The organism is Dolichospermum sp. DET69 (assembly GCA_017355425.1).
Classification (GTDB): Bacteria; Cyanobacteriota; Cyanobacteriia; order Cyanobacteriales; family Nostocaceae; genus Dolichospermum.
Window position 1 is genome coordinate 355,303 of record CP070233.1, and the last position, 15,508, is coordinate 370,810.

Below are 15,508 nucleotides of genomic sequence, written 5' to 3' on the forward strand. Positions count from 1 at the left end.
CGCCTAGGGGATTGTTTCATGGGATAATAGCAGGAGATGTCAAGGAAAAACCTTGCACATTTTCTCTCTTTAACCACAGCTTCCCCTAAAAATATTATTTGCTTGAATGCCTGAACTGCCTGAAGTTGAAACAGTCCGCCGGGGTTTAAATCAATTAACCCTCGGTCAAGAAATTACGGGAGGAGATGTGTTGCTACAACGCACCATCGCCTACCCGTTTTCTGTTGATGAATTTATTGATAGAATTAAAGGGAATACCATTGCTACCTGGCATCGTCGTGGTAAATATCTCCTAGCTGAACTTTCCGCACCTGCTCCCAATTATTTGGGGGTGCATTTGCGAATGACCGGTCAGTTATTATGGTTAACCCAAGATGAACCTTTACACAAACACACCAGAGTTAGATTATTTTTCGGAGAAAAGCAGGAATTACGCTTTGTTGACCAGCGCACATTCGGGCAAATGTGGTATGTTCCTGGTGATGTGGCTGTAGAAAGTATTATTACAGGTTTGGCAAAACTGGCAGTTGACCCCTTTTCCCCAGAGTTCACCGTTGAGTATTTGTCTGATAAATTAAAAAAATCCCGTCGTCCCATTAAAACTGGATTATTAGATCAGTCAATGGTGGCAGGATTAGGTAATATTTATGCAGATGAAGCTTTGTTTAAAAGTGGGATTTTACCAACTACTCTTTGTACAGAATTACAACTTCCGCAAATCGAATTTTTACGAACGGCAATTATTGAAGTTCTATCAGCGAGTATTGCGGTAGGTGGGACAACTTTTAGTAATTTCTTGAGTGTTAAAGGTGTTAATGGTAATTATGGTGGTGAAGCCTGGGTTTATAACCGCACGGGAGAACCTTGTAAGGTTTGTGGTAACGTTATACAGCGAATTAAATTAGGTGGACGTTCTAGTCATTTCTGTTCTCAGTGTCAAAGTAGGGGCAGGGTTTCCCCACCCTCTATATTTCCCATTTAAATTGTATAACCTGTTAGGAGTCTAAATCTTGTTACAGCGGTTTCCGCTCTTATGAGGTACATCTTAGCCCCCTCATCGCTTGCGGGGAGGGGGTTGGGGGTGGGGTTCTTGTACCTCATAACACCGAGAATTCCTGTAAGTGGGCATCCCTAGCTGCTTTGAATATTTAAATTAGAGACTTGCAAATAAAAAAATATCCCAGAATTTTTTGTGGTGTAGTCCCAATAGGTTGCTAATAATACTAGGACGGGCAAGATGCCCATCCCACAATATTGGATATTGGCTACTCTAATACAAGCGAAAACCATAACAGTACAAGAACGAGCCACAAATCTAGAACTAAATGGAATTAAAGCTTTAGATGCTCTCCATGTTGCTTGTTCAGAAATAAGTAAATGTAATTATTTTATTACTTGTGATAAAAGGTTAATTAATCGCTCTCAGACTTTAGCTATAGTAAAAACAGTTAACCCCATTAATTTTATTCTGGAGATAGAAAATGAAAATCAAAACTACTGACGATCAACAAATTCTTCAAGAAGCATTAATGATATTAATGAATCATTTAGAACCTACTAAATTTCTCCGGTTTATAGCAAAATATAATCTAGGACAAGGGAATTATTTACAATTTAAAGATAAAGAATTTGCAAATGAAACAGTGGCTACTTTATCACAAAAAATAGATGCTGAACAAAAACCTGAATCTATAAATTACACACATAGTCAATATAATCCTGAGATTGATGAATTAAAAATCTGTTGGAGTCAAGCAGAAATTCAAGAAAGTGATTCTGTTAGTCCTGGGGTGATTCTTGATTATGATACAGCAGGTAATGTTATAGGAATTGAAATTCTCAACGCTTCCGAAAAAATTAGAAACTTTCACTCATAGTAATAAAATTAACTGGACTGAAAACGGTTAAAACATAGACTTTTACAAGATTAAAAAAATCCCAGACGTGTAAGGGTTTAGCACTGCTAAACCCCTACCTATAGAATCAAATAATTAAGTCGTGTTGAGTCTTCCTTCTTCCTTCTTCCTTCTTCCTTCTTCGTCCCTTCGTGGTTCATAAGACCTCGCGGTAAGTGGGAAACTCAGTGGCTAAAGCCGGTGAGAGGGAAGCGACACGAGGGATTTTAATCCCTGTGGTATGCTAGAATGAAATCGTGAGTAAGAACAATAAACATCTACGTGTTGAAACATCCTAGTCCGGAGAAATCCCGGCTCATAAGAAACAACGGTTAGGTTCAAGTCCTAGCGGCAGTATTGACTTAAAAGAGCAAGTAATGGCAGGTTGTGGAGCGTACCGCATCTTGGCTTAGTGATGGACTCACAAAAACACTGAAAATAATAAAAGTAAGCGCAATTTCGACACCTTGATTGGTGGTTGTATTGAGCGTCTAGGCGGCGTTTGACGGTCGCAGCGAGATTAGATTAGGCTAAACCCTTAATCTAATTCTGTCAGTAGAATCTCAGTGGCTGTCTTCCCTGAGAGTGTCAATTATCTATATTCCTCCGTAAAAAAACCATAAAAAAAGGTGGGTTAACAATAAAGTCACCCACCAAATAATTTACAAATGTTGTAGAAATCCCGAATTAACCAACGTTAGTTAATAGCAACTCACGGGTTTCCGATTTCCTGACTTTCACTTGTCCATCATCATCTACATCCACAATAGCCTTATCTCCATTTGCTATTTCCCCAGATAAGATAGCTTCAACCAGAGAATCTTCCAACAGACGGACAATAGCGCGGCGTAATGGTCTAGCACCGTAGCTAGGATCATAGCCTTCTTGTACCACCTTCTCTTTAAAGGCTTCTGTCACTTCTAAGGTGATATCCTTATCTTTGAGACGACTACCAACATCACGCAGCATGATTTCAGCAATTTGCTTGACTTCATCTTTGTTGAGTTGAGTGAAGACGATAATATCATCCACACGGTTGAGGAATTCTGGACGGAAATAAGCTTTGAGTTCTTCGTTAACTAAGTTACGAATCCGATGATAACTAGCTTCTGCTGCATTATCAAACTCAAACCCTAAGCTACTACCACCTTTTTCAATTACCTTAGAACCAATATTAGAAGTCAAGATAATTAATGTATTCTTGAAGTCTACCTTCCGACCTTTCGCATCCGTGAGATGACCGTCATCTAAAATTTGCAGCAGCATATTGAATACATCGGGATGTGCTTTTTCGATTTCGTCGAATAGCAATACCGTGTAGGGTTTGCGCCGCACAGCTTCCGTTAATTGTCCGCCTTCGTTGTATCCTACATAACCTGGAGGTGAACCAATCAACTTAGAAACGTTGTGGCTTTCCATGTATTCGGACATATCTAAACGCACCATTGATTCCTCAGAACCAAAGAAGTAAGCCGCTAAAGCTTTGGCTAATTCGGTTTTACCGACACCGGTTGGACCTGAGAAGATAAAACTGGCAATGGGACGATGAGGATTTTTTAAGCCGACACGGGCGCGACGAATAGCGCGAGAAACAGATGTAACTGCTTGTTCTTGACCGATTAATCTTGTATGTAAGGTATCTTCCAGATGTAACAATAACTCTGATTCAGATTCAGTCAGTTTGTTAACGGGAACACCAGTCCAAGAAGCGACAATTTGAGCAATGTCTTCTTCATTGACTAGGGGAGTGTTAACAGTTTCCTGGTTTTCCTCTAAATCAAGTTTGGTTTGTAGTTCCAACTCTTGTATCCGCAACTTACCAGCTTTGCTAAAATCTTGAACTCTGATGGCTTCAGATTTGGATTTGGTAGCAGTGGTTAATTCCCGTTTGAGTTCTTTGTTATTTGCAATCCGCGAGTTACGTAACCGCACACGAGAACCAGCTTCATCAATCAGGTCAATGGCTTTATCGGGCAAAAAGCGATCGCTAATATAACGATCTGCCAATTCAGCCGCCGCCACTACCGCTTCATCAGTAATATTGACTTTATGGTGCTGTTCATAAGCACTGCGTAAACCATAGAGAATATCAATAGTTTCTGCTATTGATGGTTCACCAACCAAAATTGGCTGAAAACGCCGTTCTAGTGCCGCATCACGCTCAATGTATTGACGATATTCATCTAGGGTAGTAGCACCAATACACTGGAGTTCACCCCGTGCTAAAGCTGGTTTAAGGATATTAGCTGCATCCAAACCACCTTCTGTACCACCTGCACCCACCAAGGTATGAATTTCATCAATCACTAAGATGATGTTGCCTGCGGTGCGAACTTCTTCCATGATTTTTTTCAGGCGTTCTTCAAAATCACCACGGAAGCGAGTTCCTGCCACTACAGACCCCATGTCCAGACTGATGACTTGCTTATCCAGCAAGACTTCGGGGACATCTTGATTGACAATCCGTTGAGCTAGACCTTCGGCGATCGCAGTCTTACCAACGCCAGGTTCTCCAATCAAGACTGGGTTATTCTTAGTCCTACGACCGAGAATTTGTACAGTTCTTTCAATTTCCTTCTGGCGACCAACTACGGGGTCTAGTCTGCCCTCCTGAGCCAGTTTGGTGAGGTTTCTGCCAAACTCCTCGATGGTCAGATTTTGATTGCGCTGGGAATTACTTCTACCACCAGCCACAACCGCTGTATCTTCACCCAATCGGCTCATAACAGCGGAACGGATAACTGGTAAATCCACTCCTAGATTTTGTAATACTTTGGCGGCGACTCCTTCACCGGCCTCCGTTAAACCTAATAATAAGTGTTCAGTGTTTATGTAATTATGTCCAAGGCCATGAGCTTCTCGGAAAGATTGCTCAAATAAGCTTTTTACTTTGGGGGTAAAGGGAATTTCCGGTGGGACAAACCCAGAACCCCGGCCAATTATTTTTTCTACTTCCCGACGGGCTTCTTTCAGGGTGACACCCAACTCAGCTAACACCTTAGCAGCAACACCTGTTCCTTCTCCCATTAAACCCAGGAGAATTTGTTCTGTGCCTACAAAGTTGTGTCCCAGTCGTCGTGCTTCTTCCTGGGCTAACATGATTACCCGAATGGCTTCGGACGTGAAGTGTTCAAACATAGCGGGTTCTTTCCCTCGTGCTGCTTGGAGTTTGGGTGAGATATAAGTTCACCCTTATATAAAGTTTCTTGTACTTTCTTAAAGATAATGTATCTTTATTTAAAGCTGAATGGCAGTAGTGAGAGCCGTAAGTGACAAGGCGTGGTTGCCGTCATTCTCCAGACAATGGTGCATAATTAGCAATGGTGAAGATTTTTCTGATCCCCGTTGTTGATGGATTGCTAACTTAATACTGGTATTAACTATGATAGATTCTTCTGGTGGTAAAGACCAACAACATCCACTCTACAACCGCGATCGCCCCTCTATTGATATTTTACTCGCTCAAGGCGCAACGGACTACAATTTATCAGAATTAGCTAGACTAAAAATCCGCTATCAAGGTTTTCCAGGGGCGCGAGACATCCAAACTGGCTTAGATAAAGTTTTGCAAAGCTGGGGTTTAACGGAAACTGAACTATTTGAAAAAACCCGTCAACTCCATGATATCGGCGGAATTTACAAAAGTCGTGGCAAAAAAGAAGAACAGGATTGGAATTAGTTATTAGTCATTAGTCATTAGTCATTAGTTATTAGTTATTAGTCATTGGTCATTAGTCATTAGTTATTGGTCTGTCACCTGTTCTCTGTCACCTGTCACCTGTTCCCTGTTCTCGATAATCGCGGAGTTGCTGTAGGAGTTGTTTTTGGGATGAATTGGGTGGTTCTGTGATTGGTTGGGGGGTTTGTTCTACTTTTTCTGGGACTTTGGGTACGGGATTGATGACTACAGTTTGTTTTTGAGGAACAGGTGCGGTAATTACTACCTTTGATTGATTAGCAGCAGCTTTGAGAGAATCTAAAGTTATAGCTACTTTGGTTGTCTCCTGGATGTCTTTGCTAGAAGAAACTAATTTACTCAAACCATTCACTAATCGCAGCATATTTTGGCGGAACTTAGGATCGCCTGTTAATTCATCTAAATCAGAAGTAATTTTTTGGGTATTTTCAAACGTTACTCTAGCTGCATCTAAAGTTTGTTGCAGTAAAACAATGTTTTTTGGATCATTTAAACTTTTAGAAGCATCTTTTAAATTTGCAGAAGCTTCGGCTGCATTTGCAGATAGGGTTTCTAAGTTATCTAATAATTTTCCTTGAGTTAAGCGATTAATTGCTGGGGATAAACTTGTTACTGTCTGACGAAGTTGGTTACTAGTTTCCGTCATACTATTCAAAGCCCCAACTAAAGAAGAACGATTGGTGCTGACAAGATTATCTAAATTGGTAAGTAAGCGACCTGCCTGTTTAGCTGTTGTACTAAAGTCCTTTGCAGTTGAACCTAATTGATCCGCTGTTTTGGTAGCGGTTGCAGTCAATTGAGTTGTAGAACGTTGTAATGTTACCGCAGTTCCAGAGAATACGCCTATTTGTCCTTTGAAGGTTTTGCTCAAACCTTGTAAATCCTTAGTCAAGTCGGCGATATTAGCAGCAGCATTAGCCGATGTTTCTAAAGTCCGATTAATATTTTTATAGAACTTTTCGTTACTGTATTGAGCCGCAAAATTAGATGATTGACGCACCAGTTCATCAACACTGATCCCAATTACACCTTGTAAGCGAGAACCATTACAAATAATTAGGCTGCGATTACAGTCTTTATCTAGGGGTTTAGCAGACACACTCCCAGGAGGTAAATCGCCTTTTGGGGTAATGTCAATAATATTTTCGCTAATTAATCCACTTTGATTGGCTTCAATGAGTGCATTGCTGGGAATTATCAAATCAGGGGAGTTAATTTGAATTTCTACATCAATTGCATTAGAACCAGCTTTAACATTGGTAATACTCCCTACTTTTACACCACGAAAACGCACGGCTGAACCCTTTTGCATTCCCCCAGCGTTAGCAAATTCGATAGTTGCTTTATAAGAAGTTTGTCCAGGGGTGATTCTATTCAACCACAGTAAAATTACTCCAAATGCGCCTAACCCTAGCAGGAGCAACAATCCGACAGAACCTTCTCTCCATGTACGTGCAGACGTGAAACTGCTAATTAGACCTCGCATTTATTCCTCCACCGACAAATTAAACTTAACAATTTTTTTGGATTTGATACTTAACCAGCTATTTGAATCGGTCCGTTGACACTTCCACTCATAAATTGTCTAATCAAAGGATTTTCTGTGTGATCTAATGCAACTACTGTACCTTGCCATTGCACTTTTCCTTGATAAAGAAATACTATTTGGTCAGATGTCCGGCGAATTGTACTATCTTGATGAGTAACTATGGAATATGTACTACAGACCCCTTGTGTGTGTTGTAAATCGCGGATTAAGTCCTCAATTACCGTTGAGGCAATGGGGTCGAGTCCGGCGGTAGGTTCATCGTATAATAAAACTTCTGGACTGTCTGTAGGCCGCTGAGGATTGGACATAATGGCCCGAGCAAAGCTGACCCTTTTTCGCATCCCTCCAGAAAGTTCGGACGGGTAAAGATGACTAATATCTGCTAAACCGACCATTTCTAATTTTTCATTGACTAGTTCACGAATATGCGATCGCTTTAATCGGGAATTTTGATAAAGTAGAAATCCGATATTCTCTTCGACTGTCAAGGAATCAAATAAGGCTGCTTGCTGGAATACCATGCCAATACCTACAGGATCGGCAGCATCTTCAATTAAACCTTCTCGGCGGACTCCTTGAATATAAATTTCTCCCTCATCAGGTTTTAACAATCCGGCTATAATCCGCAAAACTGTTGATTTACCAGTTCCCGAAGGGCCAATAATTCCTAATGCTTGTCCTCGGTATATTTTTAAATCAACATTGTCTAAAACCTTGTTGTTACCAAAGGTTTTAGAAATACCTCTTAATTCAATTAATGGTTCTAATGGTTCTGTCATTGCTGGTTGGTAATTGATCAAATTTTCATCTGTCACTGATCACCTGTCACCTATAATATTTTGTAAATAAAGCTAATTTGCAATTTTACTAAAGTTTATGTCACCTTATCCCAGTTTAGTCACTGTTTCCGCACTTTTACTATATTTTGTAGTTACAATTAATGTTGGTAGAGCTAGATTTAAATATCAAGTTCCTGTACCGCAAACTACAGGAAACCTGGATTTTGAGCGTGTGCTAAGGGTACAACAAAATACCTTAGAACAGCTTGCTTTATTTATCCCGGCTTTATGGTTGTTTTCTATTTATGTTAATCCTATTTGGGGTTCTGCGCTTGGTGCAGCTTGGGTAGTAGGAAGGATTGCTTACGCTTGGGGATATTATATAGCAGCAGAAAAACGCGGTCCAGGTTTTGCAATTAGTTCTCTGAGCAGTATCGTACTAATTCTCGGTTCGCTAGTTGGTATTATTTTATCTATGGTGAAATAAACTGGGTAATGGGTAATGGGTAATGGGTAATGGGTAATGGGTAATGGGTAATGGGTAAGAGTTCTACCAATTACCAATTACCAATTACCAATTACCCAACTAAATCAGGAAAAACTTCTTGGACAGCGGGATGTACAAGCCGATGATTTTGGACATTTAAACCTTTGGCCAAGGCTGGGTTAATGTCTAAAGCTTTAAGTCCCAGATTTGCTAACTGGACAGTATAGGGTAATGTGCTATTGTTGAGAGCTTGTGTTGATGTCCAAGGAACTGCTCCTGGCATATTAGGAACGCCATAATGCACTACTCCCTCATCAATGTACACTGGTTTAGTGTGGGATGTGGGGTGTAGTGTTTCAACACAGCCACCTTGATCAACAGCGACATCTACAATCACTGAACCAGGACGCATTTGTTTAACTAATGCACGAGATACTAAAATCGGAGCTTTTTTACCAGGAATCAAAACTGCACCAATGAGTAAATCGGCTTCTTTAACTGCGGCTTCAATATGGGCAGAGTTGCTGTAAAGTAATTCTACTCTCGAACCGAAGAGGGTTTCTAGGTAGGATAGACGCTCAACGTTGACATCTAATATTTGCACCATTGCACCCATACCTACAGCGATTTTAGCGGCTTCTGTACCCACTACACCACCGCCTAGAATCACGACTTGACCTGCTTTAACTCCGGGTATACCGCCTAAAAGTACGCCTCTTCCTCCTTGTTGACTTTCTAGAAATCTTGCCCCAAATTGTACGGCTAACCGACCAGCAACAATACTCATGGGGGTGAGTAAGGGGAGTTTATTTGCTCCTGGTTGTTCTACGGTTTCATAAGCGATCGCACAAGTGCCACAATCAATTAAATGTTCTGTTAGTTGACGATTTGCCGCTAAATGTAAATAAGTAAATAACAATTGTCCTTTTTGCAAGAATTTATACTCACTTGTTAAAGGCTCTTTAACTTTGATAACTAACTCTCGATTCCAAGTAGCATCGGCAGTATTGACAATTTCTGCTCCAGCATTGCGGTAATCTTCATCAGTAAATCCCGCAACCGTACCCGCTTCACTTTCTACAAAAATATTATGACCGTTTTCTCGTAATACCCGAACACTGGAAGGACTTAAACCGACCCGAAATTCTTGATCTTTAGTTTCTTTGGGAACACCAATTTCCATTGATAACCTCTAATATTTTATTGTTTCACTTTAGCGTGCCAGTACCTAGCTGATTATTTCCGTATTCAGTAATTCAAAATGCAAAATTTTTAGTCTCCCTCACACTACATCTTGACTAATTCGCCAGTGTTCTTACAATAGATAAAGAATAATTAAAAATTGTTAAGCAGCGATCGCCATCCCCAGCAATTTTTCCAAAAATCCCTGTAAATCTTTGTTTGCGAATTACTAGAAAGGAATTACTGATTATGACACAACAACAACCAACCATTACCCCTAAATTAGAAGAACCCAAGTTTGGATTTAATGAATATGCTGAACGTTTAAATGGTAGAGCCGCTATGATTGGCTTTATTTTAATGGTGGTAATCGAATATGTTACCAATCAAGGTGTAATTGCATGGCTGGGTTTAACTTAAACAGTAGAAGCCTCTAAGTAAGGTGGGCAATGCCCACCCTACAAGTTAAATGATGATCAATGCCGGCTCTTCTGGATCTGGCGCACCACTGCCACCAGGATAACGCAAGGTTTTGCCAGCACTCCAACCATTAGTAGTATCTTTCTTAACGTCGCTACTACCAGTTGCATTTGGTATAAGTTTAAAGAGTTTTGATAGTGAGTTTTGCACCGCCCAAATGTTGGAAGCACCACTCAAGGTTACTAATCCACAGGTAATTCCACTAATCCATTGCCAAGAAGATCGAATTTTTATTAAAATATATGTTCTTTTTTCAACTGTTTTAAAAAGCAAAATTATGTTGCCAGCCTTTAATAGTAGTCTGTTAAATTTAAGAATAAATTAAGGCGTTATTAATTTAAGTTCTCTTAGAGGATGAATGAACAAGTCTCTTATGTTGTACTAAAGATTGTTTTACCCCTCCCTAACCCTCCTCTTGCTAAGGGGAGGGGACTTGATTTTCCCGTTATCATTGTTTTACCCCTCCCTAACCCTCCCCTTGCTAAGGGAGGGGACTTGATTTTTCCGTTATCAATGAATCGTTTTTTACTTGTAGGGGCGCAGGGCCTGCGCCCTCTTCTCTCCTTGCATCAAGGGCGATAACCGCTATAGGTTAGGAAAATGAACTTGCCAAAGCCGTTGTTTTTTGCCCATTGCTAAGAGCGTGTTGAAGATGACCCGATAAACAGGATTGATAATTTATATTCGGCGTAAGTCCTAATATCTATTCTTTTTTTTGGAGATGTTTAATAAGCGATCGCTATGTTTTATCAGTAGATGACTTGGGTATTCGTTATGTAACCTCTCAACTCTATAGTTTACCTATCGCTGGCTGGTATATGTGGTATAGTTGGGGGAATAGCTGAAACTCTATCCAGTATGGAGTATTCTGAATTTATTGTTTAAACTTATTTCCATAGGTGTTAATTACCGTACTCCCTTTTTTGCTCAAAGAAACTACAATTATTTGTGTTATTATTTGCCATTAGTGCAAGGAATCAAGTTGGAGTTAGAATATTCTGAGCAAATCTATACAAAAAATATAAGTGGAACTAAGTAAGCTGTGATGAATGCTGTATTACCTCGTTTTTTAAAGTCAGCCTACCGCAAAGAACCCATCATTAGCGTATTGATAACAGTGGGAATAATGGATGCGTTGATTGGTGGTTTGGATGATAGTTGGTCACTTTTCACCTTTGGTTTGGGAACAGCCGGAATAGCTCTCGTCTTTAGATTATGGCGAATGCAGCAACGTCCGTCTTTACCAGAGGAGCCTGTTGTGCAATATTATTTACCTCCTCAGTCTTCTGCTGATCCTTTGCCTGTATTAAAGGTTTCCAAGAAGAAACCCCGTCAGTGATGTATAGATAGAGACAGAAGATAAGACTCTGGTATTAATGGTATTTGTGGTTGTATCTATTCAATTATTGGGTAAATGCGATTCCTAGGTCGCGCTTCGCTATCGCTATTAATCCAGATAAACTCTCTTGCTAGTGGTAATTTTAATATAAAAATTAGAACTGTAGGGTGGGCAATGCCCACCGTTCAGGGGTTTTGGTGGGCAATGCCCACCCTACAAGAGCTAAAATTTTTCAAATATCATTGATGATTTCTTGTAGTCTTTAACTGTGGTTCAGCACGAGAAATTTATACTATTCAAAATCTAGTAAAATTCAATTAGTAACTATTACTGAATAGACCTATGAAACTACAAACTACTACCCAAGAAATCAAAGTGGTCACTGCTTACTATACTCCTGAAGAATATTTAGAATTAGAAGAAAAAGCTGATTATAAAAATGAATATAGAGATGGAGAAATTATATCTATGACTGGTGGAACAACACAACATAATAAACTGGCATTAAATTTAGCAACTGGCTTGAATGTAGCATTAAATGATTTAAACTATGAAATTTATATTGGTGATGTCAAATTGTGGATACCACGTTATCGGGAATTTACTTATCCAGATGTCATGGTAATTGAGGGTCAACCTGTTTATTACAGCACAAATACGACAATAGTTACGAATCCTTTGTTAATTGCGGAAGTTTTATCTAAATCAACAAAAGATTATGACCGTGGTGATAAATTTCTTTATTATCGCTCAATTCCCGAATTTAAAGAATATATTTTAATTGACCAAACCCAATATTATGTGATGCAATATGTTAAAACTTCAGAAAATCAATGGATTTTGACAGAGTATGAAACAGAAGATGCTATGATAAATATGTCATCAATTAATGTAAAATTGTCTTTAAAGCAATTATATAAAAAAATCAATTTCTCTGAAAATTTAGAATAAATAAAATCTCTGAATTTTATTTATTTTCTGATAACTAATAAATAACAAATGACCAATGAATAAATTACTTGTAGTAGCGACAGGAAACCCCGGTAAATTGCGGGAAATGCAAGCTTATTTGGCTGATTCTGGTTGGGAATTAGCTTTAAAACCGGAAGATTTGGATGTAGAAGAAACAGGAGAAACTTTTGCGGAAAATGCTTGTCTGAAAGCCTCAGAAATTGCGAAAGTTACAGGTAATTGGGCGATCGCTGATGATTCTGGTTTACAGGTAGATGGCCTCAATGGTGCGCCGGGTGTGTATTCTGCGCGTTATGGGAACACGGATACAGAAAGGATTGAGAGGTTATTAAGAGAATTAGGTGATCAGGAAAATCGCCAAGCTCAATTTGTGTGTGCGATCGCAGTTGCAAATCCTCAAGGAGAAATAGTAATTCAATCTGAGGGTATTTGTCACGGTGAAATTTTGTTTGCACCTTCTGGAGATGGTGGTTTTGGTTATGATCCGGTTTTTTATGTACCAGAGAAACAATTAACTTTTGCCCAAATGACGACGGATTTGAAAAAATCAATTAGTCATCGTGGTAATGCTTTGAAAGCTTTAGTTCCCCAGTTAATAAAAGTTGTGAGTTGACAAATTGAGAATTTAACCCTCTGTCTCAACAATTGTTAGATAAATTAGGACAGTGATTTTTCAGACACGATTTAACTCTTCTTGTAAATCATCAAAGTCTACAGAAAACACATCTATTTGCTGACGAGAAAGGGCTAAAATAAAATCACGGCGGTTTAATCCTGCTATTTGTGCGGCTTTTTCTTGGGAGATTTCGTTTTTTTGATACCAAAATATAGCTGCTGCTAGGCGCATATCACGCACAAAATCATCTGGGGAAAGACGACGGGCTGAAAATACTTCAGGGGGTAAGTCTAGGTTTACTTTAGTCATAATAATATGGTTGATTGTGACAGATATATATTAATTTAATTTTGTTGTAAAAGTGTCTTGTTCATAGTTTCTTATAATTCTTGATCTATATTTTGGGCTAAACTCCCATTTTCTACCAAACCAATAAACTCAGCTAGTGGATCATTTATGATATCTTTTTCACTGGGTAAAGGAATATTATCCCCCGCTTCATAAGCTGTTTCTATCCACAATTCCCGCGCTTCATTGATATTTGTCATTGTCTCTTCTAGGGTTTCTCCTTGAGTGAAACATCCAGGTAAATCTTTTATTTCTGCTACATATCCACCTTGTTCTACGTCAGGGTAAAGAGTGACGGGATATTGAAGGTTTAAATAGTATTCTAGGGATGGTTTTATCAATTTCATGAATTTGCTGATAAAAAAATGAACTATTAACTAACAGCAAAGTTTGTATATGGTCTGATTTTAGGATGGCGAAAACCAAGTACAATATCCTGTGTAGGAACGCCTGCTGCTATGAAATCATTTGCAATACCTTCTTCTGTATCATCATATTGAATCCAAATTTTATGATCAATTAAATCTATATGAATTGGTGTGGTATGTAGATATTGATCATCACTCCAACCAATATCTAAAACTAAATAACGCCCATGTTCATCATCAAATAAAACTTGGGAGTTATAACCATCAGGTATAGAAGCGCGATATTTGGCGGTTTCTGTTAATATGCTTTTGATGATTTCTTGATATTTTAAATTGGTATCCATTGTACTATTTCCTCCTATCCCTCTTTTGGCTTTAGGTTTGAGGAAGTGATGGGGTATTGTTTGTAAGGAGCATTTCTTGAAATTCAGCTTTGCGCGACCAGTATGCTACATTAGACACTTGTTCTAGAAGAGTAATATTTTCAAGTTTCCAAATGTCTATGGTATCGTCAAATAATGAAATAAATTTGTAATTTCCTTCTTGAAGGTAGCTAAGGTCTGACCAAACAGTAAAAATATTATCAGCCCTACTATTACCTGCTGTCACACTTGCTGTACTTAGTACATCAATTAATGATGTTTGTTGGCGATATTCGGTGCAAAAATCTACTTTTCGAGAACGCCCAGAACGTCCTGCAAATTTCTTATTTTGTTTAAAAGGTATTTGTTTCTCTGTTAAAAATTCTGCTACTTCTTCTATAATTGACTCAAAAGCTCTAGTTCTAAATGTAAACCAAATATCAGAAACTCTAAATGCTGCTTGCGATAAAGTTGTGACAGCAGAAGCTAAGTTTTCATTTTCTTGTATTCTAATTATTAACATTCCTTTATATCTTTCAACACCATGAGTTAATAGAGTATCTTGAATTAGCGTTTCTTGCTTTTCTGACCTTTTCTCAGATATAGTTTGCATCCGTAGCCAGCGTAAAGTTTCACCTAAATCTGTCAAGATATATTGTCCCTCTTTTTCCTTTAGATATATATCAATAACGTCACCATCAGGATAAAGTAATGGGGTACGTATACGGATATAGTCGTTGACCGTTGAACAGGTAAACAACTCTCCAATCGTTCTGGCAATTTCTTGGCAAGGGGTTAACATTAGAGGAATAAATCTAACTGTAATGGCGGTGGATCTTGCATAATTCCATTATGCTTTATTTTCGACTCTAGACAAAACTGTTGCCATACTTTGACTGGATCGGTGACAGGAGCAGTTATATCCTCTGGAACATAAGCTTCTTTATCTCGATACGGCTCTCTCCAGCGATGCTTGTGTTTTTCTCCTACTAGGTTTCCATCAGGATTTTTATGATCTTGTCCTAAATCCAAAGCATATATTCTACCAGCAGCGCGATGGATGAGTGCGTAGGTGAGTTTTTCTGTTAGGGGGTTATAACTACCTTTGACGAAAATGGGATAGTCAGGATTTGAGGTAAGTTCAACACGAAATTCTACAGCAGGAGAATGGTCTTCATCTTCAATCCATAAAATATTACCATCAATTTGTTTTGTCGTATCATTTATAAATTCCTCAAATTCTGCTTGAGTTAACATCAGTAGCCAAAAAACACAACATAAATTATTGTGTCATATAAAACATTTGAAAAATCTGGTTAATGCTAAATGCGATCGCTATTTTGATTAAACTTTGTTTATTGCATTCTGAGCTTAAGAGACTTCCAATTAAAAAAATATCCCAAAATTTCTTGTGGTGCGGGCATCTTGCCCGCT

The 15,508-nt window shown here is 38.8% G+C and carries 19 protein-coding genes; 9 read left to right on the plus strand and 10 right to left on the minus strand.

Translation table 11 applies throughout. The features are described from left to right. Window positions 1-106: 106 nt before the first annotated feature. From EZY12_01835 to EZY12_01845, 3 genes are all read left to right on the plus strand, one after another. Complete coding sequence (locus EZY12_01835) at window positions 107-982, plus strand: DNA-formamidopyrimidine glycosylase (protein ID QSX68475.1); 876 nt, start codon at window positions 107-109, stop codon at window positions 980-982. A gap of 255 nt (window positions 983-1,237) precedes the next feature. Further along, entirely contained in the window at window positions 1,238-1,501 is a 264-nt protein-coding gene (locus tag EZY12_01840) for a hypothetical protein (protein QSX68476.1), read from the plus strand. A gap of 190 nt (window positions 1,502-1,691) precedes the next feature. After that, on the plus strand, window positions 1,692-1,877 hold the full coding sequence (locus EZY12_01845) for a DUF2283 domain-containing protein (protein ID QSX70475.1): 186 nt from the start codon (window positions 1,692-1,694) through the stop codon (window positions 1,875-1,877). Window positions 1,878-2,582: 705 nt separating this feature from the next. On the opposite strand, the gene EZY12_01850 is transcribed toward EZY12_01845, so the two are convergent. Beyond that, entirely contained in the window at window positions 2,583-5,033 is a 2,451-nt protein-coding gene (locus tag EZY12_01850; protein QSX68477.1) for an ATP-dependent Clp protease ATP-binding subunit, read from the minus strand. Between the two features lie 244 nt (window positions 5,034-5,277). Here EZY12_01850 and EZY12_01855 point away from each other — a divergent pair, with 244 nt between their 5' ends. After that, on the plus strand, window positions 5,278-5,574 hold the full coding sequence (locus tag EZY12_01855; protein ID QSX68478.1) for a DUF3288 family protein: 297 nt from the start codon (window positions 5,278-5,280) through the stop codon (window positions 5,572-5,574). 88 nt (window positions 5,575-5,662) lie between these two features. On the opposite strand, the gene EZY12_01860 is transcribed toward EZY12_01855, so the two are convergent. Both EZY12_01860 and EZY12_01865 read right to left on the minus strand, forming a co-directional pair. Then, window positions 5,663-7,078 (minus strand): MCE family protein, encoded by a 1,416-nt coding sequence (locus tag EZY12_01860; protein QSX68479.1) that lies wholly within the window; start codon window positions 7,076-7,078, stop codon window positions 5,663-5,665. A 50-nt stretch (window positions 7,079-7,128) separates the two neighbouring features. Further along, window positions 7,129-7,920 carry an ATP-binding cassette domain-containing protein gene (locus EZY12_01865; GenBank protein ID QSX68480.1) on the minus strand — a complete coding sequence of 264 codons (792 nt, stop codon included), beginning with the start codon at window positions 7,918-7,920 and terminating at the stop codon, window positions 7,129-7,131. Between the two features lie 97 nt (window positions 7,921-8,017). Between EZY12_01865 and EZY12_01870 the strand changes: the two genes are divergently transcribed. Further along, a complete protein-coding gene (locus tag EZY12_01870; GenBank protein QSX68481.1) occupies window positions 8,018-8,407 on the plus strand; it encodes an MAPEG family protein in 390 nt (129 codons plus the stop codon). Window positions 8,408-8,498: 91 nt separating this feature from the next. On the opposite strand, the gene ald is transcribed toward EZY12_01870, so the two are convergent. Continuing rightward, a complete protein-coding gene (gene ald / locus EZY12_01875) occupies window positions 8,499-9,590 on the minus strand; it encodes an alanine dehydrogenase (protein ID QSX68482.1) in 1,092 nt (363 codons plus the stop codon). Window positions 9,591-9,838: 248 nt separating this feature from the next. On the opposite strand from ald, the gene EZY12_01880 reads away from it, so the two are divergent. Beyond that, a complete protein-coding gene (locus tag EZY12_01880; protein ID QSX68483.1) occupies window positions 9,839-10,009 on the plus strand; it encodes a hypothetical protein in 171 nt (56 codons plus the stop codon). A 45-nt stretch (window positions 10,010-10,054) separates the two neighbouring features. Here the strand turns inward: EZY12_01880 and EZY12_01885 are convergent, their stop codons facing one another. Next, on the minus strand, window positions 10,055-10,246 hold the full coding sequence (locus tag EZY12_01885) for a hypothetical protein (GenBank protein QSX68484.1): 192 nt from the start codon (window positions 10,244-10,246) through the stop codon (window positions 10,055-10,057). 868 nt (window positions 10,247-11,114) lie between these two features. Between EZY12_01885 and EZY12_01890 the strand changes: the two genes are divergently transcribed. The 3 genes from EZY12_01890 to rdgB all read left to right on the plus strand — a co-directional run bounded on the left by EZY12_01890 (window position 11,115) and on the right by rdgB (window position 12,993). After that, entirely contained in the window at window positions 11,115-11,408 is a 294-nt protein-coding gene (locus tag EZY12_01890; protein ID QSX70476.1) for a hypothetical protein, read from the plus strand. A 342-nt stretch (window positions 11,409-11,750) separates the two neighbouring features. Next, window positions 11,751-12,359, plus strand: a complete 609-nt coding sequence (locus EZY12_01895) for a Uma2 family endonuclease (GenBank protein ID QSX68485.1) — start codon at window positions 11,751-11,753, stop codon at window positions 12,357-12,359. A 55-nt stretch (window positions 12,360-12,414) separates the two neighbouring features. Further along, entirely contained in the window at window positions 12,415-12,993 is a 579-nt protein-coding gene (gene rdgB / locus EZY12_01900; protein ID QSX68486.1) for an RdgB/HAM1 family non-canonical purine NTP pyrophosphatase, read from the plus strand. A gap of 60 nt (window positions 12,994-13,053) precedes the next feature. Here the strand turns inward: rdgB and EZY12_01905 are convergent, their stop codons facing one another. From EZY12_01905 to EZY12_01925, 5 genes are all read right to left on the minus strand, one after another. Then, the gene (locus EZY12_01905; GenBank protein ID QSX68487.1) at window positions 13,054-13,305 is read right to left on the minus strand and encodes a UPF0175 family protein; all 252 of its coding nucleotides are present in this window, start codon (window positions 13,303-13,305) and stop codon (window positions 13,054-13,056) included. 71 nt (window positions 13,306-13,376) lie between these two features. Beyond that, window positions 13,377-13,691 carry a type II toxin-antitoxin system HicB family antitoxin gene (locus tag EZY12_01910; protein ID QSX68488.1) on the minus strand — a complete coding sequence of 105 codons (315 nt, stop codon included), beginning with the start codon at window positions 13,689-13,691 and terminating at the stop codon, window positions 13,377-13,379. 26 nt (window positions 13,692-13,717) lie between these two features. Then, complete coding sequence (locus EZY12_01915; protein ID QSX68489.1) at window positions 13,718-14,056, minus strand: XisI protein; 339 nt, start codon at window positions 14,054-14,056, stop codon at window positions 13,718-13,720. A 31-nt stretch (window positions 14,057-14,087) separates the two neighbouring features. Continuing rightward, window positions 14,088-14,876 (minus strand): DUF1828 domain-containing protein, encoded by a 789-nt coding sequence (locus tag EZY12_01920; protein ID QSX68490.1) that lies wholly within the window; start codon window positions 14,874-14,876, stop codon window positions 14,088-14,090. Next, on the minus strand, window positions 14,876-15,331 hold the full coding sequence (locus EZY12_01925; GenBank protein QSX68491.1) for a hypothetical protein: 456 nt from the start codon (window positions 15,329-15,331) through the stop codon (window positions 14,876-14,878). Before EZY12_01925 ends, EZY12_01920 begins: the two co-directional genes overlap by 1 nt. Between the last annotated feature and the right edge of the window lie 177 nt (window positions 15,332-15,508).

Excerpts from the sequence above, each read along its gene's own strand:
- EZY12_01835 (QSX68475.1), top strand. The coding sequence starts at position 107 with ATGCCTGAACTGCCTGAAGTTGAAACAGTCCGCCGGGGTTTAAATCAA.
- EZY12_01840 (QSX68476.1), top strand. The coding sequence starts at position 1,238 with ATGCCCATCCCACAATATTGGATATTGGCTACTCTAATACAAGCGAAA.
- EZY12_01850 (QSX68477.1), bottom strand. The coding sequence starts at position 5,033 with ATGTTTGAACACTTCACGTCCGAAGCCATTCGGGTAATCATGTTAGCC.
- EZY12_01855 (QSX68478.1), top strand. The coding sequence starts at position 5,278 with ATGATAGATTCTTCTGGTGGTAAAGACCAACAACATCCACTCTACAAC.
- EZY12_01860 (QSX68479.1), bottom strand. The coding sequence starts at position 7,078 with ATGCGAGGTCTAATTAGCAGTTTCACGTCTGCACGTACATGGAGAGAA.
- EZY12_01865 (QSX68480.1), bottom strand. The coding sequence starts at position 7,920 with ATGACAGAACCATTAGAACCATTAATTGAATTAAGAGGTATTTCTAAA.
- EZY12_01870 (QSX68481.1), top strand. The coding sequence starts at position 8,018 with ATGTCACCTTATCCCAGTTTAGTCACTGTTTCCGCACTTTTACTATAT.
- ald (QSX68482.1), bottom strand. The coding sequence starts at position 9,590 with ATGGAAATTGGTGTTCCCAAAGAAACTAAAGATCAAGAATTTCGGGTC.
- EZY12_01880 (QSX68483.1), top strand. The coding sequence starts at position 9,839 with ATGACACAACAACAACCAACCATTACCCCTAAATTAGAAGAACCCAAG.
- EZY12_01890 (QSX70476.1), top strand. The coding sequence starts at position 11,115 with ATGAATGCTGTATTACCTCGTTTTTTAAAGTCAGCCTACCGCAAAGAA.
- EZY12_01895 (QSX68485.1), top strand. The coding sequence starts at position 11,751 with ATGAAACTACAAACTACTACCCAAGAAATCAAAGTGGTCACTGCTTAC.
- rdgB (QSX68486.1), top strand. The coding sequence starts at position 12,415 with ATGAATAAATTACTTGTAGTAGCGACAGGAAACCCCGGTAAATTGCGG.
- EZY12_01905 (QSX68487.1), bottom strand. The coding sequence starts at position 13,305 with ATGACTAAAGTAAACCTAGACTTACCCCCTGAAGTATTTTCAGCCCGT.
- EZY12_01910 (QSX68488.1), bottom strand. The coding sequence starts at position 13,691 with ATGAAATTGATAAAACCATCCCTAGAATACTATTTAAACCTTCAATAT.
- EZY12_01915 (QSX68489.1), bottom strand. The coding sequence starts at position 14,056 with ATGGATACCAATTTAAAATATCAAGAAATCATCAAAAGCATATTAACA.
- EZY12_01920 (QSX68490.1), bottom strand. The coding sequence starts at position 14,876 with ATGTTAACCCCTTGCCAAGAAATTGCCAGAACGATTGGAGAGTTGTTT.
- EZY12_01925 (QSX68491.1), bottom strand. The coding sequence starts at position 15,331 with ATGTTAACTCAAGCAGAATTTGAGGAATTTATAAATGATACGACAAAA.